Genomic DNA, 26,736 nt, shown 5'->3' with positions numbered 1-26,736 from the left:
TGTCCAAGATGAAGGTCCGGCGCGGTCGGATCGAAGCCGGCCTTGATCCGCAGCGGCCTGCCGGACGCGAGACGCGACCGCAAGTCGTCCAGCAGCAGGACCTCGTCCACTCCCCGCTGCAACTCGGCCAGCGTGTCGTCAACCGATACATTCGCCATTAAACCACTCCGTTGCCTTGGGGCGACGATTGACCCATCGTCGTCCCGCGTTTATGTTGAGTCGCAGCCCATACATCATGGAGATACGACACGGTGCTCCGACAGGACTTCAAAGACCGGCCTGATCGACGGTCCACGAACGCGCGCTGGCGCCTGCGCTATACGTTGTTCGCTGCCGGGGTCGGCATCCTTGGAGTCGCACTGGCCGGCATGTCGACAAAGGATGACGACACGCGCGACCTGCGGCCCACCAATCATCTTCGCATGGCGGGCGATCATAACGAAAAAGCGCCCGCTGCGGCACGCCGCCTCTTGACCCTGCAACTGCCCCATCCTGCCGTCGCCCCTCCCGCAGCCTCCGCACAACCGGTGCCCAGCACCACGGAACAAACATCGACCACCATCCAGCACAAGGTTGAGACTGGCGACACGCTATCTGCGATTCTGGCCTCTGTGGGGGCCGCCGAGGCGCTTGGGAAGCTGCTGCAAGCGGATCGGCACATCGGCCGGCTCAACCAGATAAGCCCTGGTCAGATGGTCGAGATCGCAATCGCCGATGGCGAATTGCAGCGACTCGACATGTCGAACGGCACGGGCAGCCTGACGCGATACGTGCGCGCCGACTCGGGTTACCGCGCCAGTGTCATCGAACGACACTATGAGCACCGCAAGGCACAGGCGCACGGGGTAATCAAGGACTCGCTGTTCATCGACGCCCAAAAAGCGGGGCTCTCCGATGCCCAGATCATGGCCCTCGCAGACATCTTCGCCTGGGATATCGATTTCGCCCAAGACATACGGCCTGGCGATCACTTTACCGTGATTTACGACACGCTTTATGATCAAGGCGAAAAGATCGGCGATGGCCCCATACTCGCCGCCGAATTCACCACCCGCGGGCATCGCTACCAGGCTGTGCGGTTTGCGCACGACGAGCGCGTCGATTACTACGCGCCGGACGGTCGCAGCCTGCGCAAAGCGTTCCTGCGCACCCCCGTCAAATTCACCCGCATCAGCTCGCGATTCGGCATGCGCAAGCACCCGATTCTGAACCGCATGCGGGCGCATAAGGGGGTCGACTACGCCGCGCCCATCGGCACTCCGGTGCGTGCCGCCGGCGACGGCAAGGCCGTATTCGTGGGCTGGAAGGGAGGGTACGGCCGCGTCGTCATCCTGCGTCACGGTCATAGTTACAGCACGGTGTACGGTCACCTCTCCCGGTTTGCACGCGGAATCAAGCCCGGCACCCGGGTCCGGCAAGGCGAGGTGATCGCCTATGTCGGCCGTTCAGGCCTCGCAACCGGCCCGCATCTGCATTACGAGTTCCGCGTCAACGGCGTACATCGCAATCCGCTGACCGTGACGCTGCCAGCCGCAACGCCGTTACCCACGCGTTACAAAGCGGCGTTCGAGCGTCGCAGCACCCCGCTGCTTGCGATGATGACCGAATACAGACGTACCGCGCTGGCCCTGAACGACGCCCGACCCTGATGCCGGCGCTATACGTCGGCCTGATGTCTGGAACCAGCCTGGACGGCATCGACGCCGTCCTGGTCGAAATTGACGAAACGCGTACCGCGCACCTCGACGCTATCACGGCCCCCATGCCAGAAGCGCTGCGCGGAGAAATACTGGAACTGATTGGCAAGCCCGCTGGCGTCGACCTGCGCCGACTGGGTGCGCTCGACGCGCGGCTGGGCGAATTATTCGCCTCCGCCGCCCTCGAGCTTCTGTCGCGCAGCCGCCGCCGGCCCGCGGACATACGCGCGATCGGGTCCCATGGGCAAACCCTCTGGCACCAGCCGGATAGCGATACGCCCTTCACCCTGCAGATCGGGGATCCCAACCGCATCGCGGAGCGCACCGGCATCACCACCGTCGCCGATTTCCGGCGACGCGACATGGCGGCCGGCGGCCAGGGGGCGCCGCTGGTACCCGCATTTCACCATGCCCGCTTCGCCAGCCCGGGCACCACCCGGGTAATCGTCAACATCGGCGGCATGGCCAACATCACCATTCTCCCCGCCTTGCCGGAACGGGCGCCTACCGGGTTCGATACCGGCCCCGGCAACATACTCATGGATCTACATGCATTGACGCATCTAGGTCGCCCACATGATGCCTCCGGCGCCTGGGCCGCAAGCGGGCAGGTCGACGACGCGCTGCTCGCCACCATGCTGGCCGACCCCTACTTCTCGTTGCAGCCGCCCAAGACCACCGGCCGGGAGCACTTCAACGCATCCTGGCTGCAAGCTCAAACCGATGCGCGACCACATACGCCACCGGCCGATATCCAGGCCACGCTGACAGAACTCACCGCACGCAGCATCCGTGACGCAATCCGGCAGCATGCCCCGGATTGCGGGCATATACTGATCTGCGGCGGCGGCGCCCACAACCTGCATCTCATGCATCGAATGCAATCGCTTGCGGCGCCCCTGCCAGTAGCATCGACCGCAACCTGCGGCGTCGCGCCCGAATGGGTCGAAGGCACGGCTTTCGCCTGGCTAGCGGACCGCACCCTGCGAGGCCTGCCGGGCAACCTACCCTCCGTCACCGGCGCACGGCATCCCGTGATTCTCGGCACGATCTATCCGGGACGACTCTGACGGCGGCGCCCGCCGGCCAACGCACCAACCTCCTCAGTCCCCCAGCACCCGCTCGATGGCATCCCCCAGCCACCGGGCCCAGACCTGTCGTCCCGCGGCATCGGCGATCAGATCCTGCCTGATCTCGACCAGCAGGTAGGGCAGGCCACGTGCTTCAACGTGTGTACGAACGGTATACGCCCGCAGCTCGAACAAGGAATACGGCGCATTGTCGGCGACGATCAATCCCGGCTCGCGGCGCAGATACCCTCCGACCGCCACCGACAGCCTGCGGTCTTCGCGAAACAGCAGTCCGCAGTGCATGTCCCGTGATTCACCCGCGTACACCGGCGTGAAGCTGCGCACTGAAACCAGCGTCTGCAATCACCCTTGTGCCTGCCGGCGATCCAGCAGCGCCTGCGCGCCCTGCTGGAACGGCGCCCAGATTTCGCCCAGGCGCAGCCGCCGACCCGTGTCCGAGAGGCCTTTGTTACCTGCTATGTCGGCCTGTTCGCTGCGCACCGGGATACAGTCGGCGTGCCCCTCGGGGCGATTGCAATCGCATACCAACCGTGAGTAGGCCTGGGCCGCAAGGGGCGTCGAAGCGACACGACAGCGCCTCGACCACGGCATGCGCCCCGATATCCCAACCGATATGCGATGCCAGGGCATCCTCGCTCAACCCCAGGCGAGCCAGGCGCGCGGGGACCACCCGCCCGGCATGCTCGCATATGAGACAAAAGCAGCCGGCGCCGTCTGCTCGAGCCTGGATCAGCGGTGTCGGGTCGCGTGCCGTCAGCAGACTGGTCGGCATCATCAGGGGCGCTCTGTCAGCACCAAACGCGGAAGGGGCGGCTCATGGCCGCCCCTTCCCGTCATTCCCGCGCTCACCGGAACGGCTAGACGGAAAATGACGAACCGCAACCGCAGGTGGTCGTCGCATTGGGGTTGCGAATGACGAACTGCGCACCCTCGAGCCCTTCGGTGTAATCGATCTCGGCTCCGACGAGATACTGGTAGCTCATCGGGTCGATCAACAGGGTCACGCCGGCATTTTCCACCGTGGTATCGCCATCGCCGACGTTTTCGTCAAAGGTGAATCCGTACTGAAAGCCGGAGCACCCGCCTCCCGTGACGAACACACGGAGTTTGAGGTTGGGGTTGTTCTCCTCGTCGATCAGCTCCTTGACTTTGCTCGCTGCCGAATCGGTGAAGAGCAGGGGATCGGGCATCGTGTTTTCGGCCACTTCGGTACTCATTGGGGCACTCCCTCCATCGCAGGGGTTTCTGATAGGCGAACACGCTAGCTTAAGTTGACTGATTCAGTCAAGAATCGGACTCCACATCCGCCGCAGGCTGTTCGTTCCGGCGATCTTCGAGTTGCAACTTGCCGCCCTTGCGATGGACCAGATTGCCATTGACCTCAGCCCCGACCGCCATCTCGAGCAGGTTGTAATAGACATCGCCGCGGATCTTCGCATTGGCTGCCAGCTCAAGATGCTCCGACGAATGCACGTCACCATCCACCGTGCCGTTGAGCACGATATTGGGTGCATGCACCTCCCCCTCGATCGCGCCATTTTCGCTTAACACCAGCATGGTGCCGCTGGTATCGCCCGCGGTCACGTTGCCCTGCACACGGCCGTCCACATGCAGTCCACCGACGAAACTGACCCCTCCGGTGATCACCGTGCCCTTGCCAATCAGAGTATCCACCCTGACCGCATTGAATTTTTTCTTGCCGTTCCACATGAGCTAACCCTCCCCTGTCATCGCCTGCTTCCAGGTTACCGTTTGCGTGACGCCGGCCACCCGGCGAGTGAATGGCGTCACCTTGATTTCGACACGCTGCGGCACGAAGCCCTCGGGCAACGTGAAGCTTCCGCTGAAGTCGTGGAAATAGCGGAACGAGAAGTCGAGGCCATTACCAGCCAGCTTGCCCATATCCAGGGTTTTGGTCTGGGCACCGGAGCGTCCGACAATCTGTACGTCGACCCGTCCCTTGACCACTTTGTGCTTGTCCTGAGCCTGGGTAAGCACGAGGTGATAGCGGTATTCGCGTTTCGCTGCGCCAGCGTTCACCTCGAAACGCTGCAAGTGCAGCCCGGGCTTCAGCTTGGAGGGCGACACGATGCTGCGATAGAAGGACACTTCCTCGGTAAGATCGGCGAGCTTGCCCTGCATCTGGTTGAGCATGGTCTGCACACGGCGCATCGCCTCGCGATCGATCTCGCCCGCCCGCCCGAGCTGCGCGTTCTTGTCCAGCAGCTCCTGATTGCGTTTCTGCAGGTAATCGACCTGGCTGCTCAGCTGCGACAACTCCTCGCGGACGTGCGTGGAGGCCGTGCCGGATGCCCGGTAGCCAGCCCAGTAAAGCCCGACGCCGGCAGCGCATAACAGCATCAGCGCGAGCGCAAGGGCCACGCCCTTGCGCACGGGATTGTGGCTTCGAAGTTCGTAGCCCCTGGTCGCCGGACGTCGCATCTTCAAGGCGCGATCGGCAGGGAAGTCAACCCGCTGGTTTCCGGCAACCCGAACATCAGATTCATGTTCTGCACGGCCTGCCCCGCCGCGCCCTTGACGAGATTGTCGATCACGGAGAGCACGACCACACGCCCCGTTTGGGGTGGGCGGTGCACGGCAATACGACACAGATTTGCGCCGCGCACGCTGCGCGTTTCCGGGTGTTCGCCAGGCGCGAGCACGTCCACGAAGGGCTCGCCGGCATAGGCATCCTCGTAAACCGCCTGCAGGTCGATGCCGGCGTCGACCTCCGCATAGCAGGTCGCGTGAATACCGCGAATCATCGGCACGACGTGAGGGACGAAGACCAGTTCGCGCGCCTGCCCGGCAAGACGGTCCAGCGCCTGGCGAATCTCGGGCAAGTGTCGATGGCCCGCAACGCGGTAGGCCCGGAAATTTTCGCTCAGTTCCGTCAACAGGTTGCCGACCACCGCGCCGCGGCCGGCGCCGCTCGCACCGGACTTGGCGTCCGCGATCAAGGCCCCGGGGCCGGCAAGGCCGGCGCGCAACAGCGGCAACAAGGCGAGGATCACGGCGGTGGGATAGCATCCGGGGTTGGCCACCAGACGTGCGCTGCGTATCGCATCCCGGTCGAGTTCCGGCAGTCCGTATATGGCATCTGCCAGCAGCTCGGGGCAGGCGTGAGCCTCTCCATACCATTGGGTCCAGGCCGCGGGATCGCGCAAACGAAAGTCGGCGGCCAGATCGATGATCCGTACGCCACTCGCCAGCAGCCCGGGTACTTGATGCATCGCCACGCCATTGGGTGTCGCGAAAAACACCAAATCGCAGGCTGCCAGATCGGCATCGTCCGGCCCCTGGAATGTCTGCTCGATCCGTCCGCGCAGATGCGGAAAGACCGCGTCGACACGTCGCCCTGCCTCGCTACGCGAGACCAGACAGGCGATTTCGGCGGCGGGGTGATCAAGCAGCAGGCGCACGAGCTCCATGCCGCCATAACCGGTGCCGCCCACGATACCGACGCGAATCCGATCCATTTGCGATCCATTGCTGTCCATAATGGAGCGACATCTTATATGCCCACGGGGGGCGGACGCCACAGGCGACGACCGGCTTGCGTTCCCCCGGTGCATACTCAACAATATGTGCCTTTTTGCGGGCCGTTACGTTACGGCGCGCCCATCCTCGTTGTTTCGTCCAAAGGCCCCATGTTAAGACGGCTCGTGCAATCGACTCTCGGCCGGCTCGCCCCGGACGGCTGGCGAATCCGGCTGATATTCTGGGTCGGCGCGGTATTGGTCGGCCTCGTCGCGAGCTTTTTCGCACGGGCCGCGGATTATGCCGATCAACTGTTCCACCAGTTGGTCGCCATTTCGCCCCTGCTGCCCCTGGTCGTCACGCCCGGCCTGATCATGCTCGCCGCCTGGATCACGCAGCGCTGGTTCCCCGGCGCCGAAGGCAGCGGTATCCCGCAATGCATCGCAGCCCTCGACATCCACGAGGAATCGGTCAGGGCACGCATGCTGTCGTGGCGCATCGCCTTCGGCAAGATCGTGCTCACCCTGCTCGGCCTGCTGAGCGGCGCCTCCATCGGCCGTGAAGGTCCCACGGTGCACATCGGCGCGGCACTGCTGTTCAGCCTGGGCCGCCTGGGCCGTTTCCCCTTCCACTACATGGACCGCGGCATGATTCTGGCCGGCGGTGCCGCAGGCATCGCCGCTGCGTTCAATACGCCCCTGGCAGGAATTCTGTTCGCGATCGAGGAAATGAGCCGCTCATTCGAGGAACGCACCAGCGGCACACTGATCACGGCCGTGCTGCTGGCCGGCGTCACCTCGATCGCACTGCTGGGCAACTACACCTACCTGGGCATCGTGCCAGCCAATGTCTCCGTACGCACCGGTTTGCTGCCGGTACTCGTCTGCGGGATCTCGGGCGGACTGCTCGGCGGACTGTTCAGCAGCCTGCTGATCCGCGGTCAACGCTGGCTGCGACCGATCTACAAACGGCGCGCGTTGACCGTGGCCGGCATCTGCGGGCTTGCCATCGCCCTGATCGGGCTGGCCTCCGGCGGCCTGACCTACGGCTCCGGCTACGATGCGGCGCGCGGTCTGGTGCAGGGGACGCGCGCCGTCGACGACAGCTTTCCCTATCTCAAGCTGCTGGCCACCGCCATCTCCTACTGGAGCGGCATCCCTGGCGGCATTTTCGCACCCTCTCTTGCGACCGGCGCAGGCCTCGGCGCCCATCTGGCGCACTGGTTTCCTCACACCGAGCTGGCCGCCATGGTCCTGCTCGGCACCGTTGCCTACTTCGCCGGCGTGGTGCAGACGCCCATCACCGCCTTCGTCATCGTGATGGAAATGACCCATAACAATGATCTTCTGATTCCGCTGATGGCAACCGCCTTCATTGCCTACGGCACTTCCAGGCTGGTCTGCCCCAAACCCATCTACCGCGCCCTGGCGGAGGATTTCTTGAACGCATCGCCCAAACCGGCCAGCACAAGCAAGGCCGCGGAACCCGCGACCGCATCCGATGCCAAGGCGCCTTGAACGCATGCTGTCCGTCATCGTCCCCACCTACAACGAACGCGACAACGCCACGGAGCTGATCCGCCGCACACTGGCCGCGTTCGACCGCATCGAGGAGCCGGTCGAACTGCTGATCATGGACGACGACTCGCCGGACGGCACCTCGGCGGCGATGATCGAAGCCGCGGCCGCACATCAGGCCGGCGAGCGGGTGCGGGTGATTACCCGCACTACCGACAAGGGGCTGGCCAAGGCGGTCGCCGCCGGCTTTTCGGCTGCGCGCGGCGACGTCTTGGCGGTCATGGATGCGGACCTGTCGCACCCACCGGAACAGCTGCCGGCGCTGCTCGGCGCAATCCGCGAGGGCGCGGACGTCGCGGTTGCCAGCCGCTACGTACCGGGAGGCGGTACCGAGGGCTGGCCGCTCAAGCGCCGCATCATTTCGCGCGTCGCCTGCTGGCTGGCCAAGCCGCTCACCCCGGTGAAGGATTCCACCTCGGGCTACTTCGCCCTACGCCGCGAGTGCCTGGAAGCCGTGGACTTCGTGCCGCGCGGCTACAAGATCGGGCTGGAGCTGTTCGCGCGCCTGCCTGGACGGCGCACCGTCGAAGTGCCCTTCGTTTTCCGCGACCGCACGCGCGGCACCAGCAAGCTCGGCGGCGCCGTGATCCTGGCCTATCTGGTCCAGCTCGGCGCGCTCTATCGCGCGCGATTCCCGCGCCTTGTCGGCTATCTGCAGTTCGGTCTCGTCGGCCTGCTCGGCATGGCCGTGGATTCGGCGACCTTCGGCCTCGCCTACTGGTATGTCGGACTCGAAGCCCTGGGGCCGACCCTCGGCGGCTTCTTTGCACAAACCCTCTCCTTCCTGGTGGCGGCACGCTTCAATTTCGCCCTCAACCGACTGTGGACCTTCCGAGAGCGGCGCAATCACGCCCGCATGAGCGTGTTCCTGGCCGTCAGCCTCGCCGGTTTCGCGATGCGCAGCCTGCTGTTCGAATTCATCGTCAATCTGCCGCCGCCGGCTGCCGGCGGATTTTGGGCGGCGATCGTGCATACGCTGACCATCGAGCAGATCGCTCTGATCCTGGGCGTGCTGCTGGCGAGCCTGTGGAATTTCTACGGCAGCCGGCGCTGGGCCTTCCCCGCCGGTGACGAAGCCGAGCCGGAAGGACTCCCTCGCCCAAGCGAACTGATCGCGCGCAGCTGGGTGGTCATTCTGCTGATCAGTGCCGGCATTCTGAGCATCCTGTTCGCCTCGCAAACCCCGCTGACCTTCGACGAGGCGTACTACTGGCAATGGTCGAGGCACCTGGCCTGGGGCTATTTCGATCATCCGCCGATGATCGCCTACCTCATCGCCGCAGGCACCCGGCTGGTGGGCACCAACCCGCTGGGCGTACGCCTGGTGCCGGGCATGCTGGCGATCACCCTGGCCTGGATGATGTACCGGCTCGGCAAGGCCTACTGGCAATACTCGCAAGCCGGCTTGTGGGCGCTGGTGCTGACCGTCACCACCCCGCTGTTCGCGGTCGGCAACATGATCAGCACCCCGGACACGCCCTTGCTGTTTTTCTGGGCCGCCACCATCCTGCTGACCCTGCGCGCACTCGAGCGCGGGCGCGTGTTCGACTGGCTGATGATGGGCGCTTGCGCCGGTCTCGGCATGCTCAGCAAGTTTCCGATGATCCTGCTGTATCTCGCGCTGCTGCTCGCCCTGCTGGCCAGCGCGCGCGGACGTCGCGCGCTGGCCGGTATCAAGCCGTGGCTGGCGCTCGGCGTGTCCGTGCTGGTGTCGTTGCCCATGATCATCTGGGAGTACCGCAACAATCTCGACTCGATCACCTTTCATCTCAAGCAGGGCCTTGGCCCGGCCGCCGGCGCCCACGACCACGCCACCGGACTCGCGACCTTCGCGCAGTATCTGCTCGGACAAGCCGGCGTGCTCACGCCGCTGGTGTTCGCGCTGACGCTGGGCGCGCTCGCTTTTGCCCTGTTGCGCCGCCCGGCCACAGGCAGCGGCGACGGCGAGATCCCGACCGGCAACACGCTGTCGCCAGGCGAAATCCGGCCGTTTCTGCTGATGCCCGCGTTGGTGACCTTCGGCGTGTTCGGCGCCGCCAGCTTCCTGCAGAGCAGCGGCCCCAACTGGAGCGCCCCCGCCTATGTCACCGCGCTGCCTCTCGCCGGCGGTCTGATGGCCGCCTTGATCCACCACCGGCGGCGCATCCTGCGCTGGCTGGCGTGGTTGACGGTAGGTTGCGCGGCTACGGTCTCACTGTATGCGCATATCGAGGTCGCCCACCCTCTGATCCCGTATGCCAATTATCCGCTGACCTTCCCGCTCGACCGCAGCGCGCTCGCGCGCTGGGCGGACGGCCTGCGTGCCGCGCACACTCACGAGGGCCGGGCGCCCTGGATCGTGGCCGCGAATTACAAGATCGCCAGCGTGCTCGCCTTCGATATGCAGGGACGGCCCGCGACCTACGACCCGTTCGAGGTCGGCTCGGGCAGCGCCTATCTGGCCTGGCAGCACCCGCCGCCGGCGGGCACCAACGGCCTTTTCATCAGCCACAGCCCGCATCCCTGGGAACTGACGCGCCTGTTCGTCCATTACCAGCCGCTGGGCGACTTCGCGCTCACGCGCCTGGGCGTGACCCTGCGTCACTACTACGCCTTCGTCGGCGAGCTCAGGCCACAGCCCTTCGAGCGCCGCTGAACGGACCCTGCAAGATCAGCAACAGCCGTGCGCGTGGCCACGGCCGGCGGGTTCGGCGCCATCGCCATCCGGGCAGGGGCCCTGTTCGATCTGCACCGCGGAGTGGGTGATGCCGTAACGGCGCGCCAGCATGGCCTTGACGGCAGCCAGCAACTGCGCGCTGTCACTGTCCGGTGCCGCACGCAGGTGCATGGTCAACAGGGGCCGCTCAGGGGTCAGCGACCACACGTGCACGTGATGGACATCGAGGACGCCCGGCACCTCCCGCTGCAGTTCCCCGCCCAGCGACGCCACGTCCATGTCCGCCGGCGCGGCCTCGAGCAGCACCTGACCACTCTCGCGGATCACCGCCCAGGTGCTGCGCAGGATCAACAGTCCGATCAGGATCGACAACAACGGGTCGATCGGCATCCAGCCGGTGGCAAGTATCACCAGCGCGGCGACGATCGCGGCGACCGAGCCGAGCAGATCGCCCAAGACATGCAACAGCGCGGCGCGGCGATTGAGATTGCCGTGATCGTGATGGCCGCCGTGCAGCAGCATGAACGACGCGATATTCGCGAACAGGCCGACGATGGCGATCAGCAGCATTTCGCCGGCCGCCACCGGCTCGGGGTGGAATAGACGCAGCGCGGCCTCGTAGTAGATGCCGCCGACCACCGCCAGCAATACCAGACCGTTCACGAAGGCGGCCAGCACTTCCAGCCGGTGATAGCCATAGGTGCGATCGTGATCCGCCGGGCGGCGCGCCATGCCGACCGCAAGCCACGCCAGGCCCAGCGCGAAGGTATCCGTGAGCATGTGCCCGGCGTCCGCCAACAACGCCAGCGACCCCGACCACCAGCCTCCTGCGGCCTCGACCAGCATGAAACCTGCGGTCAGCAACAGCGCCCAGAGCAAGCGCCTGCGGTCGGCGCCACCGCCAGGGTGATGATGGGCATGATGCCCGTGCCCGGCCGCCTGCGCGGCCCCGGTTTCAGGGTGGACGTGGGAATCATGCGAATGGGACATGCTGCAACAGGCCTCGGCCGACTGGGTGTATGCGCCACTGTATGACAGGCCGGCCGAGCCTGCCAAGCCGCCGCCTCATTCTCGCGGCGACGCCATCCGCAGCAACAACACGACGCCACGGTCCTCCGCGGCCTTGCGATGCGCCTGACGCAATCGCACCCCCGCCCCTCGCAGCCAGGGCACGTCGGCGACTGCGATTTCACCGTAACGGGGCAACAGCAGCAGGCCCAACGGTGCCAGCAGACGTCGCTGACGCAGGCTGCCGATCCAGACCTCGCGACCACCGTCCAGGCGTACGCCGCTCGGCCACAGCCGCAGTACCAGTTCTCGCGCCTCATCACCCTTGATCGCATGTATGCGCGCCAATGCCGGCGCCCGCCCTTCGTGCAGCCGCGGCAGCAAGGGCAGCTGGCGCTCGTCGCGCCCCGGCAGCAACCAGTCCAGGGCATCGGCCGGCGTCAGCGGCGGCGCCACCTGCCAGCCGTGTGCGCCCAGGAAAGCGGAAATCTCCGCCAGGGTTCCGGCCCACTGGATATTCAGCAACTCACCGTCATCGCCATCGAGGCGGCGGCGGCGTGCCGGCAGTGTGCGCCATCCGCTCTGCCACCAGGCTGCGACGGACATCTGACGTTCGACTGAAGCAGGCGGCACGGGCGCGAGGCGCGCAGGAGGCGCGGGATGATCCACCGCCAGCCCGACCAGCCCCGCCAGCACGGCGCCGACGAGCAACCCTTTCACCGCGCGCTCCACCCCGGCATGGGCCAGACCAGCCACGCCCACCAGCGTCACCCATGCCATGCCCAGCAACAAACCGCCCAGCCACCCCGAAAAACCTTCGAGTCCGAGATAAACCCGCGCCAGCCCGCTGGCCGAGAGCAGCAGCCCCGCCAGCGAATACGGCAACCACCTCAAATCGCCGCGCAGGCGCCTGGCGGTCTGCAGGGCGATCAGACCATACAACGACACCTGCCAGGCGCTGCTCGCGCTCAGGCGCACCGGCGCCCCCAAGACGCCTCCCGCCCCGAGACCCAGCAGCGCCAACCCGAGCAACGAACCGGCCAGCCAGTACAGGAGCTGGCGCCATTCGCGTTGAATGGCAAGCCAAAGACCGCCCCACATCGCCACCGCAAACAGCGATCCCGTGGCACCCAAGCCACCCAGCCATGCCATGGCGCGATCTCCGGAAACAGAGTGCATCTGCGCCAGATATCGGAATATGGCGCCGTCGGCCCGTTGCCATGCGCCGCCCTCGGCCAGGGCGTGCAAACCCCAACCGGCAACAGCCAGCACCACCGCTGCGGCGGCCAGCGCGCCGAGATCGGGCGAGCGCGGATCGATCAGCAGGCCGGCCAGCCGCCCCAGCCACGGGCGCCGGGCGCGCTGCCTGGCAATGGCGGCCAGGGCTGCGGTGGCGCGAGGCACCAGCCAGGCGTGCAGGCGGTGCACGCCCCAACCGGTCAGCCACAACAACGCCACCATCACACCGAACAACAGTGCCAGGCGGAGTGCGATGCGGCTGAACAGGTCGAAAACCACGCCAAAGCCGATGCCGGGGGCAAGGTAGACCGGCGCCCATAGCAGCGCCGAGCTGACGTTGGCCAGCAAAAAACGACGCGGCGCCATTCGCATCATCCCGGCCACGACCGGCACGATCGGACGGACCGGCCCGACGAAACGCCCCAGCAGCACGCTCTTGCCGCCATGTTTTTCGATGAAGCGCTCACCGCTAAGCAGCCATTGCGGGTGGGTGCTGAATGGCCACAGGCGATGCACCTGATCCCGGTAGTGAAAGCCGAGCCAGTAGCTCAGGCTGTCGCCCGCCACCGCGCCGGCGACCGCAGCGGCCAGCGTCGTCCACAGATCGAGGGCACCCGCAGCGACCAGCGCGCCGATGGCGAACATCATCGCCGCGCCCGGTATCAGCAGGCCGACCACGGCCAGCGACTCGCCCAGCGAAACCAGGAACACCACCAGCCCGGCCAGGCCCGGATGATCGGCAACCCACGACACCACGAGCTGCAGCCAGGCGTGCACGGTCTCAGACCCTGCGCAGCACGGCCAGCATCGCGACCGATGCCGCCGCAGTCAGCGCGGCCGCCAGGTAGAAGGCTACGTGTTCGCCGAAAACCTGCCAGGCTACGCCGAACATCACCGCGCCCGGCAAGGCCAGGGCTCCCGTGATCAAATGATACAAACCGAAGGCCGTACCCTTAAGGCGCGCGGGCGCGTAGTCGCCGACCAACGCCCGCTCGGCACCCTCGGTCAACGCCAAGGCGCCCGCATAGGCCAAAAACAGCCCCCAGATCACGGCCTCGCCCGACCCGGCATGCGCCAGCGCCAACAGCAGGGCCACGCGCATCGACCACCCCACGACCACCACCGGCACACGCCCGACTCGATCCGACAGTGCCCCGGCAGGCCAGGCCAGCAGGCTTTTGACCAAGCTCGCGGCGGCCCATATCAGCGGTACCCAGACCACGGCCAGGCCTCGCGACTGCGCCCACAGGACGAGGAACACTTCTGGCACCGTGGCCAGCGCCAGCCCGCCCGCCGCCAGCAGCAGCCCCTTAAGGCGCGCATCCAGGCTCGACCAGCGCAGGCTGGGCAACGGCCCGGCGGGAGCGTCCAGGCTAACGCTTCGCCGTCCGGGCAGGCCGAACAACAGGAGAGCGAGTACCAGAACGCCGGGCACCACCGAGAGTAGAAACACATGCCCCAAGGGCACCGACAGACTCAACAGCGCGAAGGCGATCAGCGGGCCGACCATCGCGCCGGCATTGTCCATCGCGCGATGGTAGCCGAAGGCATGGCCGCGGCGACGCTCGCCGCTGGCGGCGGCAATCAGGGCATCGCGCGGCGAGGTGCGCACGCCCTTGCCCAGGCGGTCGAGAAAACGCAGCCCCAGCACCCAGCTCCAGCCCAGCGCAATCCCGATCAGCGGACGCGCCACATTGGAGACGCCGTACCCTCCGAGCAGCAGCAGCTTGGGCGACACGCCGCGGTCCGCCAGTCGGCCGGAGACCAGCTTGAGCAGACTCGCGGTAGCCTCGGCAACCCCCTCGATCAGACCGACGACCGCGGGACCGGCACCCAGGGTCATGGTGAGAAACAGCGGCAGCAACGGCGTAATCATTTCCGATGCCGCGTCATTGAGGAAGGACACGAAGCCGAGCACCACTACCGTGCGCGGCAGGCTCAGCCGCGCACGCACTGCGGCCGTACGATTCACTGCGTATGCGTCGCCGGCGATGGCGCCGCCGCGCCGGCAGGCGTGCCTGCCTCAGGCGCTGCGGGTTCCGCCGTTGCCGGGGCAGCGCCGCCCGCGGTCGGCGTGGCGCCGCTGACATAGGCGTCGCCCTTGGCCATGGCCGCCTCGGTCTGCTTGTTAAGCACGATGATGCTGATACGCCGGTTGACCGCCGCCAGCGGATTCTGCTTGTCGAACAGCACGGTATCGCCCAGGCCGACGATGCGGGCGACCTTGTCGCTGTTCATGCCGCCGGCGATCAAGGCACGGCGGGCCGCGTTGGCACGCTCGGTGGACAGCTCCCAGTTGCTCATATCGGCATTGAGGAAGCGGTGCGCATCGGTATGTCCGGTGATGCTGATCTTGTTCGGCACATGATTCAGGAAATCGCCGATCTTCTCGAGAATCCTACGCGCATAGGATTTGAGGATGTCGCTGCCAAGGTCGAACATCGGGCGGTTTTCCTTGTCCACGATCTGGATGCGCAGCCCCTCCGGCGTGATGTCGATCAGCAGCTGATCCTTGAACGGCCGCAGCGCCTGGCTGCGATCGATGGCCTTGCGCAGCTCGACCTCCAGCGTCTGCATGCGCTGGTGTTCGCGCGCCTCCGCCGCCTTGCGCATCTCCTCGGCCGTGGGCGCGCGCGCGCCGCCTAGGCTGTGCATCTGGGTCGGTCCTGTCGGCATGTCCTTGGTGCCGCCGAGCTTGATCATGCTGGTGCTGGCGCCGCCGGGCCCCTGGATCGCGCTGGGATGCTTGAAGAAATCGGAAATGCCCTCCCGCTGCGGTTTGGTGCTCGAACCGAGCAGCCACATCAGCAGGAAGAAGGCCATCATGGCGGTCACGAAATCCGCATAGGCCACCTTCCACGCACCGCCGTGATGGGCGTGGCCCTTGACCACCTTCTTGATGACAATCGGTTGCTTCTTGTCGTCCATGGCGCAAGCCTAGCCCTTGTTGCCCTTGAGGTGATCCTCAAGCTCCTGAAAGCCGGGGCGTACGGAGGCATACATCGCCTTGCGACCGAACTCGACGGCGATCTGCGGGCTATAGCCCTGCACCTGGGCCAGGATGCAGGTCTTGATGCACTCGAAGAAATTGGCTTCCTCCTGCGCCCGGTGTTCCAGGGCCACCGCCAGCGGCGCGACGTAACCGTACGCCAGCAGGATACCCAGAAAGGTGCCGACCAACGCCGCGGCGACATGCGCGCCGATAACCTGTGGCGGCTGGTCGAGACTGCCCATGGTGATCACCACGCCCAGCACCGCCGCCACGATACCGAAACCCGGCAGGCCGTCGGCCACGCGAGTCAGCGCACTGGGCGCCTCGTGCGATTCATGGTGATGCGCTTCCAGCTCCATGGACATGAGGTTGTCCAGTTCGAAGGGATTCATGCCGCCCGACACGATCAGGCGCATGTAGTCGACGATGAATTCGAGGACGTGGTGATTCTTGGTGATTTTCGGATATTTCGAGAAGATCTCGCTGCTCTCCGGCTCCTCGATGTCGGATTCCACCGCCATCAGGCCCTCCTTGCGGGCCTTGGTGAACAGCTCGTACATCAGCGTCAGAAGATCCAGATAGGTGGCCTTGTTGTATTTCGATCCGGAAAGCAGGGTCGGCACACCCTTGAAGGTCTTGATGACCAGGCTCATCGGATTGGAGACCATGAAGGCGCCGAAGGCCGAGCCGCCTATGATCAATAGTTCGTACGGCTGGAGCAGGGTGGCGAGATGCCCGTGTGACAGGATGTATCCGCCAACCACGCTGCCGGAGACGATAAGAAAACCGATAATGGTATTCACGCAAGAACCTCTGATGCCGCCCCGATATTGATTGTAAGGATGTGCGACGGAACACGGCCCCGCCAGCCCCATCATAGCGAAAGCCGCATCGCTGATGTAGGCTTCCCAAACGGGACGCATCCCCAACCGCGTGGAGAAATAAGGCATATAACCCATGCAGAAACCGGAATTCCCATGCCTGCCCAATACAATTGCCCGCCTGAAAAAGCTGGCAAGCGATCCCAAGCTGTCGGCCAAACAAGTCGGGCGCGCGGTCGCCACCGACCCCGCGCTGGCCGCCGCCGTCGTCTATCATGCCATTCACGTACAGCACCGCCACCTGGGCAACCCCATCAGCACCCTGCGCCAGGCCGCCATGATGCTCGGCATCAAGACGGTCACCGAGTTGGCCGAAGGCCTGCCGCAAGCCGCCGAACGCCTGGGCGCGGGACGCCTCCCGCATTACATGAACCTGATGGGCCGCGCCGCGCTCGGCGGCATCCTGGCCTTGACCGTCGCCTACGAGCGCCGTGACCTGGAACCCGGCGAGGTCGCGCTCGCGGGGCTGCTCTCGCCGCTCGGCGAACTCGCGCTCTGGGCGGTCAGCCCCGCCGAGATGGAAACCCTCAGCTCACTGCTAGGCGAGCCGGGCGTACAGACACAGGAAGCCGAATACGTGGTTTTCGGCACCGGCATCGAGGATGCCGGCCGGACCCTGGCGGAAGCCTGGGACCTGCCGGAGCTGCTGTGCCGGTCTCTGGAGCCGACCAATGCCCTGCAGCCGCGCGCACTCGGCGTCATGCTCGCGTCCAAGATTGCGTGGCACGCGGTTTCGCACTGGCAAAAACCGGGCCTGACCAGCGACCTGAGGCTGATGGCCGGTTACCTCGGCATGAACCAGAGCGGACTCGCCGTGCTGGTCGACGACGCCCTGCTGGAATTCAACAACCGCTGCCAGGATTACGGCCTTGCGCCGATCCCCATGCTCCGGCACGTCCCCTTCCAGGAACCCAAGGCGCAGGAGCCGGCCTTCTGCCTCGCGCCACAACCCGACGTCTACGGCCGAGTCGAACAGCGCCTGGTCTCGCTCGACCGCGAGCAGCACGACGCCATCATCGAATCCTTCATTTTCGCACTGCACCGCGGGCTGGGACTCAACCGGGTAATCTATGCCCGACTCGAGCGCGACCCGTTCCCCATGCTGATCGCCGAGGCGGTGATCGGCACGGACTACGAACCCGAATTCAACCGGTTCAAGCTTTCTCTTGAAGGCGGCCACCTGTTCAGCCGCCTGATGGCCAAACCCATGGCCTTCCGGCTCAAGGGACGCAATCAAAAGGCCGCCTGGGATCTGGTGCCGACGGAAATCCACAATCTGATCGGCACCGATCAGTTCCTCGCCTGTTCGATCTTCGTTCACGGGCGCGCGGTCGGACTGGTCTACGCCGACCGCCGCTACCCTTCGTGCGAGATCGACGAGTCGACGTTCGATCGCTTCAAGCAAATCTGCCGGATGGCGGTCAAGGCGCTCTCGCGCGCACCGGAAGCCGAGACGCCAGCCGAAGCCGAAGCCGAAGCCGAAGCCGAAGCCGAAGCCAAGGAAAATACCGGCAGCGACGGCGCCGCCTAACCAGATCGTAACTGGCGGCGCGGCAGCCGCCGCCTCAGACTGGCACCATGAATGCATACGCGACGCTCAGACTGCGGCGCTGGCTGTGGCTGTGCGCCCTGCCCTGGGCTGCCGCCCAGGCGGGCACGCCGATCACGACGCGCGCGCAAACCGTGACCTATCGGCCGACCTACACCGCCTACGCCGAGGTCGTACCCCTGCACTGGATCACACTGCGCGCGGATCACGCCGGCCTGATCGACAAGCTCACGCTTCTCCCCGGCAGTCGCGTGCATAGCGGCGAGATCCTCGCCAGACTAACCGGGCCTGACGCAACCGCCGACCTCGCACATGCCAAAGCGCGCCTCGCCGCGGCACGCCAGCACGCGACGCTCGCGGCCGATTCGCTACACAGCGCTCAACGCACCTACCCCGCATTTACCGACCGTCGGGCGCTCGACCGCGCCAAGGCGGCGCAAGTGGATGCCCGCATCGCCTTGCGGCAGGCGGAAGTCGCGTTGGCGCGGCTGCGCCGGCAACTCGTGCTGCGCAGCCCGGCGGACGCCCAGGTGGTCGATCTCGACGCCGGCAACGGCGAGCGCGTCGACACCGGCTCGGCGATTCTCCGGTTGCTCCCCGACAATGCGCTGTGGTTGCGGGCGACCTACTACGGCGACGATGCACACGACATCGCCTCCGGGCTGGCGGGCCGCTTCCTGCCTGCCGACGGCGACGCACCGGTGGCGGTGCGTGTCGTCAGCACGCTGCCGCAACGCCGCTCCGACGGCGGCCGGGACATCGGCTTGCGCGCCAGCGGCACCGTACATTGGATCGTGGGAGAACGCGGACGCGTCGTGCTGTACGGACCGGCACGTCCGGCGGTCACGGTACCCACCTCGGCCCTGATTTTCGACCAGGGCCGCTGGTGGGTGCTCGCCATGCGACATGACCAGCCGCAACGCACGCAGGTCACGCCCGGACCTTCACGCGGCCCTCAGACCCTCATCCTGTCCGGTCTCACTGCCGGCACGCAGGTCGTGGTGCGTAATGCCTACCTGCTCTTCCACCGCGATTTCGCCGCGCACTACACGCCTCCGGACTGATGGCCATTCCTCCTTTGCTTCGGCGGCCGCTGCTGTGGGTCGGGCTGTTCGCGGCACTCGTCGCCTACGGGCTCTACGCGTTGTGGCACATCCCCGTCGAGGTGCTGCCGCGGTTCGGCTACCCGCAGATCGGCATCGTCGTTCATGATCCCGGGGCGACGGCCGCCGAGATGGAAAACCTGATCGTCCGCCCGCTGGAAGGCCGCCTGATGGGACTGACCCGAATGCGCAGCCTGCGCAGCAGCATGGGCCAGGGGACCGCCCAGTTGACCATCCGCTTCGACGAGGGCACGCGCCCGCAGCCCGATCTGCAGGCCGTGTACGCTGCCATAGACCGCGCCCGCGGCAGCCTGCCTGCCGGCGTGCATCCCTATGCGGAAGTCATGGGCAATGCGATCAACGAAATCGCCGACTACAGCGTTGAAATACCAGCAGAAATACCGGCCTACCGAGTACAGCGCGCCATCCGCACCCGTATCCTGCCGGCTCTGCGAGCGGTGCCTGGCGTGCAACGGGTGGAACTGTTCGGCAGCGGCGACGAGGCCCTGTGGATCCAGCCCGAACCCGCTGCGCTGCACCGCTACGGCATCGGCATCTCGGCGATCGCCGACGCCGTCCGCCGGCAGGTCGTGCTCGGCCCCGCCGGCCACCTCGATCTCGGTCACCAGGACGTACTGATCGAAGCCCGGCATCTGCCGCTGACCGGCGCCGCGCTGCGTGCGATAGCGATCCCCACCGCCCACGGCGATGTGCCCCTGGGCGCGCTCGCCCGCGTCGCGCGGGCGGCCACTCCCATCCATAGCGCCGTCGCGCTGGACGGACATCCCTCGTTGGGCTTGATCGTGTTCAAGCAACCCGGGGCGTCGACCCTGCCCGTGGACCATGCGGTTGCCGCCACGCTGCAACGTCTGCAAGCCGAGCTGCCGCACGGCGTGCGCTGGGTGCCGATCTATCGTCAAAGCCACCTTGTCGGACTGATCGGCAGCGATCTCGGGCGCAATCTGCTGGCCGGCGGCCTGCTCGCGATCGCCGTACTCCTGTGGCTGCTGGGCGTGCATCGCGGTGTGTGGGTGCTCGCCCTGAGTATCCCATTGTCCTTGCTGCTCGGGATCGCCGGGCTATACGCATTCGGACAAAGCCTCAATCTCCTCACGCTGGGCGCGCTCACGGTCGCGGTCGGCCTGCTGGCCGACGATGGCATCATCGTCCTCGAGGCGATCTACCATCGCTGGGAACGCGGCGTGGCCGGCATCGAAGGCGTGCGTGCGGGGCTGAAGGACATCGCCGGCGCCGACATCACCGGCACGCTGACCACCGTCGCCGCCTATCTGCCGCTGCTCGCGGTCGGCGGTCTGGCCGGCCTGTTCTCCAACCCCTTTGCCCTCGCCATGAGCCTCGCACTGCTCGCCTCCCTGTTGGTTTCGCTGACGCTCATCCCCCTGCTGCTCTCCCACATCGGCTCGGCCGGCCGGACATCACGCAGCGGCGGCAGCCTGCTCGCATGGCTGCAACGCGGCAACCACCGTCTACTGGGGCTGACCCTGCGCCGGCCAGGCCTCAGCGCGCTGGCCGCGGCAGGGCTGTTCCTGCTGAGCCTGATCGCCCTGGCCGTCGTCCCGATGAATTTTCTCCCGCTGCCCAACGAAGGCGTGCTGCTGGACGGTTTCACCCTGCCGCCCGGCAGCACGCTGGCCCAGACACGCAGTGCCGTGGCCCAGCTCACCCGCCACCTGCGCGCCGACCCCGACGTCGCGCACACCTTCGCGCGCATCGGTTCGGCGCGCGGCACCGCCTACACCGAACGCGCCTTCGCCGGTGAAATACAGATCGTGCTCAAGCCGGGCGTGCATACCGCCTCGCTCAGCAAGGTCGCCGCGCGGCTACTGAACGAAGCGGCGATCGACGGCGTACAGCAAAGCATCGATACCCCCACCATCGAGCGCCTGGGCGAAAGCCTTTCCGGCCTGCCCCAACCCTTCGAAATCACGCTCTACGGCGCCCGGCTCGGCACCCTGGAATCGCTCTCCGGGCAAATCGCCGCGCGCCTGCGGCACGTCCCCGCGCTGGCGGACGTGTTCAACAACGACAGCTATCCCGTACCCGTGCTACGGGTCGAGCCGCGTGACGACGCCTTGCGCGCCCACGGCCTCGATCCGCAGGGGTTCTACCGGCAGATGGCGCTGTTGCTGCGCGGGCGGACACTGGCACGGGTACCCGACGGCGAATGGCCGCTCTCGATCTATCTGCGGCTGCCGCATCCGCAAGCGCTCGGACTGGTCGGCCTGCGCCGGCTGCAGCTGCGCACCGCTCACGGCTGGACGCCGCTTGGGCAGCTGGCCGACCTGACGGTAACGCAGACGCCCAACCAGATCCGACATCTCGACGGCGCGCGCGCCGTCGAGATCCTGGCCACGCCACTGGCGCCACTGGGCACGGTAACCGCCCAGGCTCGGCAGGCACTGCATGACCTCAAGCTGCCGAGCGGCTATCGCTACGCCTTCGGCGGGCTGTACCCGCTGCTGATGCATACCGCCTGGGTGCTGGGCTTGGCCGCACTCGGCGCGCTGGCGCTGACGCTGGGCATCGTGTCCCTGCAGTTCGACGGCCTGCGTCTGGCCGGCATTCTGTTGCTGCAGGCGCCGCTGGCCTTCACCGGCGGCGCGCTGGCCCTCGCCGCCAGCGGCGTCGGCCTCAACGCGACCGCGCTGGTCGGATTCCTCACCCTGATCGGCATTAGCCTCAATCACGGCATCGTGCTGCTCAGCTACGCACGTGCCAACGAACGCGCCGGGCAGTCGCCCGAAGAAGCCGTACGCGAGGCCGTGCGTGCCCGCTTCCGCCCCATCGTGCTCACCACGCTCACGGCGGCCCTGGGCATGCTGCCGACCGCGCTCGGCTGGGGACTCGGCGCCGCACCCGAGCAGGGGCTCGCCATCGTCGTGCTCGGCGGCGTGCTGTGGAGCTCGCTGCTGAGCACCAATCTGCTGCCCGCGCTTTATCTGCGCTGGGGGCGTCGGCAGTCGGCATAGCGGGAAGGGATGGATTGCCCGCCCCCTCGTCTTGTGATAATAATTCTCATTCTTATAAAATAAGACGACCGAAACCCATGCACATGAATACCCGTCTCCTGCGCCGGCTTTGCCTGGCGCCGCTCGTTCTTGCGGCCGGCGCCGCAGCCGCCACCCCGTCGCTCGACACCAGTCTCATCTGGAACAACGAGGCCGTCTACACCCCTGACGGTGCCCTGCGCGCCGGCACCACCTACGACAGCATGCTGCTGGCCGCGCTGGACGCAGGCACCGGCGATGCCGGCGCGCACAGCAGCGTGCACCTGTCCTTCCTCGCCGTGCGCAGCGGCCTGCCCAGCGGCCGCTACATCGGCGATTTTCAGACCGCCTCCAATATCGAGGCCCCGGACGCCACTCGACTCTACAGCGCCTGGTATCGACAAACTTGGTCGCACGCCAACAGCCTGCAGATTGGTCTGATCGACCTCAACACCCTATTCGACGTGACCGATGCCGCCGGCTTGCTGCTCAACGCCTCCTTCGGACTCGATCCGACGCTCAGCGGCAACCTGCCCGTCTCCACCTATCCGGAACCGGGTTACGGCCTCGTCTACGGCCGCAGACAGGGCGCGCTGACCTTGCACGCCGGTCTATTCCAGGCAGACCCCGGCCAGCGCATGCGGCCGCTCGGCAACGGCGCACTGACCATTGTCGAGCTCGACTACGGCTACGGCGCGGAAGCGCCCACGCAGATCGGCATCGGGCTGTGGCGTTACCGTCAGCCGGACACCGCGCTCGCAGCCACCGCGCTCGACGGCGGCTACCTCAATCTATCGCAGGCCCTTAACGGCCCGGGGACGCGTCATGTCCGCGCGTTTCTGCGTCTGGGGCTGGCGCCAGGCGGCGACAGCACGGTGCCGCGCCATCTCAGTCTGGGGGTCGACGTTTCCGCGCCACTGGCATCGCGGCCGGACGATCATTTCTCCCTCGGCATGACGCGTGCCGACCTGCGCGGCCTGCGGGCGTAAACCGCCATCGAGGCGACCTATCAGCTTGCGCTGGACCGGCGCTTCGCGCTGCAGCCGGACATCCAGTACATCCGCAACGTGGCCGGCACTGCCCGCGACGCCACCGTGCTGCTGCTGCGCCTGCAAATGGCACTGGATTGATCTATAAGCCTGCGTAACGGCTCACAAAACACAACGATAATCCGGCATTAAAGGATTTTTATGGCAAGCCGATAAGCTGCATGAGTATCGCGTACCCGTACCGCCGGGGGGGGTAGCTCGACAGGTCACCGCGGTGCGGAAAGCGCATAACCCACCATAAGAAAGGAACCGCCATGACCCTAATGGTCCGCACCATCTCCGCGCGCATCATGGCCAGCGTCGGCGTCGCCGCCCTCTTCGCCATCACCGCCGTGCTCACGCCCGTCTGGTTCGGCAGCATCATCAAGCGCGACACCCTGCGCAGCGATCAGGAAGCCACGCTGCTGCAGACGCTGGAACACATGAACAGCGCCACCCTGCGCACCGGCGTCGCGATACGCGACAACGTACTCAACATGAATCTTTCGCGCACCGGCGGCATGGACCCCAAGCAGGTCGAAAAACTGATGAAGGACAGTATCGACGGCAAATACGTCGCGGCCGCGCGTCGCTACGTGGACGACGCCGACAAGTCCTACCGGCAGGCCGAGGCCATCGTGGCCGACTACCCGGAATTCAAGGAAAAGCTCGACCAGATCGGCGTGCTCTGGGCGCAGAGCAAAGCCGACTACGAGCAGACCATCGAACGTCTGAAATCGCTGCAGTTCGCCGCCGCCCAAAGCGAGCTGGTGACCGTCGCCTATCCGGAATCCGAGGAAATCGACCGCCAGTTAACCGCGTTGATCAAGCAGGTGCAGGCGCGGGCAACCCAAGACAAGGAACAGGTGCTCCACGATCTGCAGGTCTCCAAGATACTCAGTCTGAGCCTGCTCATGCTGGCCCTGCTCGTGGGCGCGAGCCTCATCGGCGCGGCCGTGTTGAGCATGCGCAAGCGCCTGTGCACCGCCGTCAGCACCATGCGCGACATCGCCCAGGGAGAGGGCGACCTGACCCGCCGCATGAGTACCCGCGGACAGGACGAACTGGACCAGCTCGCCGATGCATTCAACCAGTTCGTGGAGCGTATCCAGAAGGTCGTCAGCCAGGTGGCTGGGTCCACCGCGCAGCTTGCCGCGGCGGCCGAGGAGCTCTCCGCCACCAGCGAGGAAACCAATCGCCACGTCGGCAGCCAGCAAAGCGAAACCGAACAGGTGGCCGCGGCGATGAACGAAATGTCCTCCACCGTGCAGGAAGTCGCGAAAAACGCCAACGACGCGGCACGGGCCGCGCAGGATGCCAGCGGCGCCACCACGAAAGGGCAGAAGGTGGTCGGCAGCACCATCCAGGCGATCAGTCAGCTCGCCGACGAGGTCGAACGCACCGCCGAGGTCATCCATGCGCTCGAGGGCGACAGCGCGCAGATCGGGCGCGTGCTGGAAGTGATCAGCGGGATTTCGGAACAGACCAATCTGCTGGCGCTGAACGCGGCGATCGAGGCGGCGCGCGCGGGCGAGCAGGGCCGAGGCTTTGCCGTGGTGGCGGACGAGGTGCGCACCCTGGCCAAACGCACGCAGGACTCAACCGAGGAAATCCGCGGCATGATCGAGCGCCTGCAGGCAGGCTCGAAGGGTGCGGTGGAAGCCATGGCCTCCGGGCGCGAACGCGCCCAGGCAAGCGTGACGCAGGCCCAGGAGGCGGGCACCTCGCTCGACGAGATCGGCACCTCGGTGGCGCGCATCAACGACATGAATGCGCTGATCGCAAGCGCCGCAGAGGAACAGTCCACCGTCGCCGAGGAAATCAACCGCAACATCAGCAACATCAGCCACTCGACCGACCAGACGGCCGCCGGCGCGCAACAGACCGCGAGCGCCAGCGAGGAACTCGCCAAGCTATCGGCCGAGCTGCAGTCGCTGGTCAACCAGTTCAAGATCTGATTCCCGCCCGCGGCCGGCCTCAGGGCCGGCCGCGTCGGCGCCAGCCGGATTTCATTCCCTTCCCACGGAACCTTTTCCCCCGTCTCCGCGTGTCTTGGGATAAGCGCGACGCAAGCGCGCCGACATCATCACAAGACAACACGTCCAGGAGACCGACACCATGAACAAACTCTCGCATACGCGCCATCTGCTCATCGCCCTGATCGCCGCCTTCGGCGTCAATCTCGCGGCCCTGGGCGCTGCCGCCGCTGCCGTCGACACCAGCCCGGACGTGATCACCACTCCCGGCATCAATCCGACGCCGGACACGGATTCGCTCAACACCGGGACCAGCAGCGCCGACGTGGAAACCCCCGACGTCGGCAACTCAGGCATCGAGAAGCCGGAGGTCGAAAAACCCGAGATCGAGAAGCCCGAGGTGGAACGCCCGGACGTGCAGACGCCCGACGTATCCCGTCCCGAGATTCAGCAGCCCGAAATCCAGCGTCCCGAGGTGCAGACCCCCGAGGTCGACCACTGATACCAGCCGCATCCGGGTATCGCGACACTGCCGGCCAACCGCCGGCAGTGTCGCGTCCGGTTTCGGCAAGCCATAACAACAAGATTCGATTCAGGGAGAGACACCCATGACAAACACGCTCCGCACCACGACCTGGATGGCCATCGCAGCACTCGGCACGGCCCTGCTCCCCGGCGGCGCCCATGCGCAGGCCGCGCAGTGGACGGTAGGCAGCGTTCCCGCCTATTTCACCGGCAAGTACGGCACCGCCAATACCATCGATATTTTCTACCTGCCGACCTATATCCAGTACCGCAAGGATCGCCTGCGCATCAAGCTGACCGTGCCCTACGAATCGGTCACAGGCCTGCCGCAGGGCGCCACGCTCGCGGGCAGCAACCTGTCCACCCGCGGCACGCAGACACAGACCCGCTCGGCGTCCGGCATGGGCGACACCTGGCTGACCGTGCGCTATGCGGCCACGCACGCGCGCGACGGACATATCGGCGTACACCCCTACGCCAAGATCAAGATCGCGACCGCCTCGCATTCGGCCGGTCTCGGCTCAGGCCACAACGACTATGAATTCGGCGTCGGCCTGGACGGGCGTGCGGGCGGCTACACCTTTCCCTTCGCGCACGTGGGCTACCGCCTGGTCGGCAAACCCGCGAATTCCAATCTACAGAACATCATGACCTACGATTTCGGCGCGAGCTACGTGCTGCCCCGCTCGCAGGCAAACATCCTCACCGCGATGTTCTCCGGTTCGCAATCCGAGCAGAAGGGGTATGCCGGTCCGGCCGACGTGATCGTCGCCTGGAACCACAACGTCACGCGTGCGGGCAGCGGCTTCCAGCTCTATGTCGACAAGGGCCTGAGCAACGGCAGCGCACGCTACGGCATCGGCTTCGGCGGACAGATCGTTTTCTAATCCGGGCGTCTCGACGTGCCGCACCTTGCGCAAGGTGCG

General features: G+C 66.1%; 20 protein-coding genes and 2 pseudogenes (1 of these 22 only partly in view). 11 read left to right on the top strand and 11 right to left on the bottom strand.

Annotated elements, in window-relative coordinates:
* Positions 1-158 carry the 5' end (the start) of a tyrosine--tRNA ligase gene (gene tyrS, locus THPRO_RS14210; RefSeq protein WP_038090695.1) on the bottom strand. Its footprint begins 1,063 nt before the window's first position, so 158 of the gene's 1,221 nt are visible here — the first part of the coding sequence; the start codon lies at positions 156-158; its stop codon lies beyond the left edge, outside the window.
* Between the two features lie 210 nt (positions 159-368).
* On the opposite strand from tyrS, the gene THPRO_RS14205 reads away from it, so the two are divergent.
* Together THPRO_RS14205 and THPRO_RS14200 are read left to right on the top strand one after the other, a co-directional pair.
* The gene (locus THPRO_RS14205; RefSeq protein WP_145930872.1) at positions 369-1,649 is read left to right on the top strand and encodes a M23 family metallopeptidase; all 1,281 of its coding nucleotides are present in this window, start codon (positions 369-371) and stop codon (positions 1,647-1,649) included.
* The gene (locus THPRO_RS14200) at positions 1,649-2,767 is read left to right on the top strand and encodes an anhydro-N-acetylmuramic acid kinase (RefSeq protein ID WP_038090699.1); all 1,119 of its coding nucleotides are present in this window, start codon (positions 1,649-1,651) and stop codon (positions 2,765-2,767) included. The genes THPRO_RS14205 and THPRO_RS14200 overlap by 1 nt, the downstream gene beginning before the upstream one ends.
* A 33-nt stretch (positions 2,768-2,800) precedes the next feature.
* On the opposite strand, the pseudogene THPRO_RS17345 reads toward THPRO_RS14200, so the two are convergent.
* The 5 genes and pseudogenes from THPRO_RS17345 to argC form a co-directional block, all read right to left on the bottom strand.
* Positions 2,801-3,379: pseudogene (locus THPRO_RS17345) on the bottom strand (N-formylglutamate amidohydrolase).
* 266 nt (positions 3,380-3,645) lie between these two features.
* Positions 3,646-4,005, bottom strand: a complete 360-nt coding sequence (gene erpA / locus THPRO_RS14190) for an iron-sulfur cluster insertion protein ErpA (protein WP_038090700.1) — start codon at positions 4,003-4,005, stop codon at positions 3,646-3,648.
* A 67-nt stretch (positions 4,006-4,072) separates the two neighbouring features.
* A complete protein-coding gene (locus tag THPRO_RS14185) occupies positions 4,073-4,498 on the bottom strand; it encodes a bactofilin family protein (protein WP_038090703.1) in 426 nt (141 codons plus the stop codon).
* A gap of 3 nt (positions 4,499-4,501) precedes the next feature.
* Positions 4,502-5,230 (bottom strand): DUF6776 family protein, encoded by a 729-nt coding sequence (locus tag THPRO_RS14180; protein ID WP_038090704.1) that lies wholly within the window; start codon positions 5,228-5,230, stop codon positions 4,502-4,504.
* A gap of 2 nt (positions 5,231-5,232) precedes the next feature.
* Positions 5,233-6,267 (bottom strand): N-acetyl-gamma-glutamyl-phosphate reductase, encoded by a 1,035-nt coding sequence (argC, locus tag THPRO_RS14175; RefSeq protein ID WP_038090707.1) that lies wholly within the window; start codon positions 6,265-6,267, stop codon positions 5,233-5,235.
* 186 nt (positions 6,268-6,453) lie between these two features.
* Here argC and THPRO_RS14170 point away from each other — a divergent pair, with 186 nt between their 5' ends.
* Both THPRO_RS14170 and THPRO_RS14165 read left to right on the top strand, forming a co-directional pair.
* Positions 6,454-7,785, top strand: coding sequence for a chloride channel protein (locus THPRO_RS14170; RefSeq protein ID WP_201787001.1), 1,332 nt, complete (start codon positions 6,454-6,456; stop codon positions 7,783-7,785).
* A gap of 4 nt (positions 7,786-7,789) precedes the next feature.
* On the top strand, positions 7,790-10,480 hold the full coding sequence (locus tag THPRO_RS14165; RefSeq protein ID WP_065089784.1) for a glycosyltransferase family 39 protein: 2,691 nt from the start codon (positions 7,790-7,792) through the stop codon (positions 10,478-10,480).
* 15 nt (positions 10,481-10,495) lie between these two features.
* On the opposite strand, the gene THPRO_RS14160 is transcribed toward THPRO_RS14165, so the two are convergent.
* The 5 genes from THPRO_RS14160 to motA form a co-directional block, all read right to left on the bottom strand.
* Positions 10,496-11,491, bottom strand: a complete 996-nt coding sequence (locus tag THPRO_RS14160; protein WP_052064466.1) for a cation diffusion facilitator family transporter — start codon at positions 11,489-11,491, stop codon at positions 10,496-10,498.
* Positions 11,492-11,566: 75 nt separating this feature from the next.
* Positions 11,567-13,525, bottom strand: a complete 1,959-nt coding sequence (locus tag THPRO_RS14155) for a VTT domain-containing protein (protein WP_038090733.1) — start codon at positions 13,523-13,525, stop codon at positions 11,567-11,569.
* Between the two features lie 4 nt (positions 13,526-13,529).
* Positions 13,530-14,720 carry an MFS transporter gene (locus THPRO_RS14150; RefSeq protein ID WP_052064424.1) on the bottom strand — a complete coding sequence of 397 codons (1,191 nt, stop codon included), beginning with the start codon at positions 14,718-14,720 and terminating at the stop codon, positions 13,530-13,532.
* Positions 14,717-15,676, bottom strand: a complete 960-nt coding sequence (gene motB / locus THPRO_RS14145; RefSeq protein ID WP_082954667.1) for a flagellar motor protein MotB — start codon at positions 15,674-15,676, stop codon at positions 14,717-14,719. The genes THPRO_RS14150 and motB overlap by 4 nt, the downstream gene beginning before the upstream one ends.
* A 9-nt stretch (positions 15,677-15,685) precedes the next feature.
* Positions 15,686-16,543, bottom strand: a complete 858-nt coding sequence (motA, locus tag THPRO_RS14140; protein ID WP_038090940.1) for a flagellar motor stator protein MotA — start codon at positions 16,541-16,543, stop codon at positions 15,686-15,688.
* A gap of 154 nt (positions 16,544-16,697) precedes the next feature.
* On the opposite strand from motA, the gene THPRO_RS14135 reads away from it, so the two are divergent.
* The 7 genes and pseudogenes from THPRO_RS14135 (at position 16,698) to THPRO_RS14105 (ending at position 26,697) form a co-directional block, all read left to right on the top strand.
* Positions 16,698-18,152: an HDOD domain-containing protein gene (locus tag THPRO_RS14135; RefSeq protein WP_052064428.1), complete on the top strand. Its 1,455-nt coding sequence runs from the start codon at positions 16,698-16,700 to the stop codon at positions 18,150-18,152.
* A 47-nt stretch (positions 18,153-18,199) separates the two neighbouring features.
* Entirely contained in the window at positions 18,200-19,234 is a 1,035-nt protein-coding gene (locus tag THPRO_RS14130) for an efflux RND transporter periplasmic adaptor subunit (RefSeq protein ID WP_038090735.1), read from the top strand.
* Complete coding sequence (locus THPRO_RS14125) at positions 19,234-22,263, top strand: efflux RND transporter permease subunit (RefSeq protein ID WP_065089783.1); 3,030 nt, start codon at positions 19,234-19,236, stop codon at positions 22,261-22,263. The genes THPRO_RS14130 and THPRO_RS14125 overlap by 1 nt, the downstream gene beginning before the upstream one ends.
* A gap of 77 nt (positions 22,264-22,340) precedes the next feature.
* Positions 22,341-23,411: pseudogene (locus THPRO_RS14120) on the top strand (carbohydrate porin).
* A 173-nt stretch (positions 23,412-23,584) separates the two neighbouring features.
* Entirely contained in the window at positions 23,585-25,267 is a 1,683-nt protein-coding gene (locus tag THPRO_RS14115) for a methyl-accepting chemotaxis protein (protein WP_082954666.1), read from the top strand.
* Positions 25,268-25,427: 160 nt separating this feature from the next.
* Entirely contained in the window at positions 25,428-25,787 is a 360-nt protein-coding gene (locus tag THPRO_RS14110; protein WP_038090745.1) for a hypothetical protein, read from the top strand.
* A 106-nt stretch (positions 25,788-25,893) separates the two neighbouring features.
* On the top strand, positions 25,894-26,697 hold the full coding sequence (locus THPRO_RS14105) for a hypothetical protein (protein WP_038090749.1): 804 nt from the start codon (positions 25,894-25,896) through the stop codon (positions 26,695-26,697).
* The last annotated feature ends 39 nt before the right edge of the window (positions 26,698-26,736 follow it).

It is taken from the genome of Acidihalobacter prosperus (assembly GCF_000754095.2).
Classification (GTDB): Bacteria; Pseudomonadota; Gammaproteobacteria; order DSM-5130; family Acidihalobacteraceae; genus Acidihalobacter; species Acidihalobacter prosperus.
This window is presented reverse-complemented; position numbering and strand designations above follow the sequence as displayed.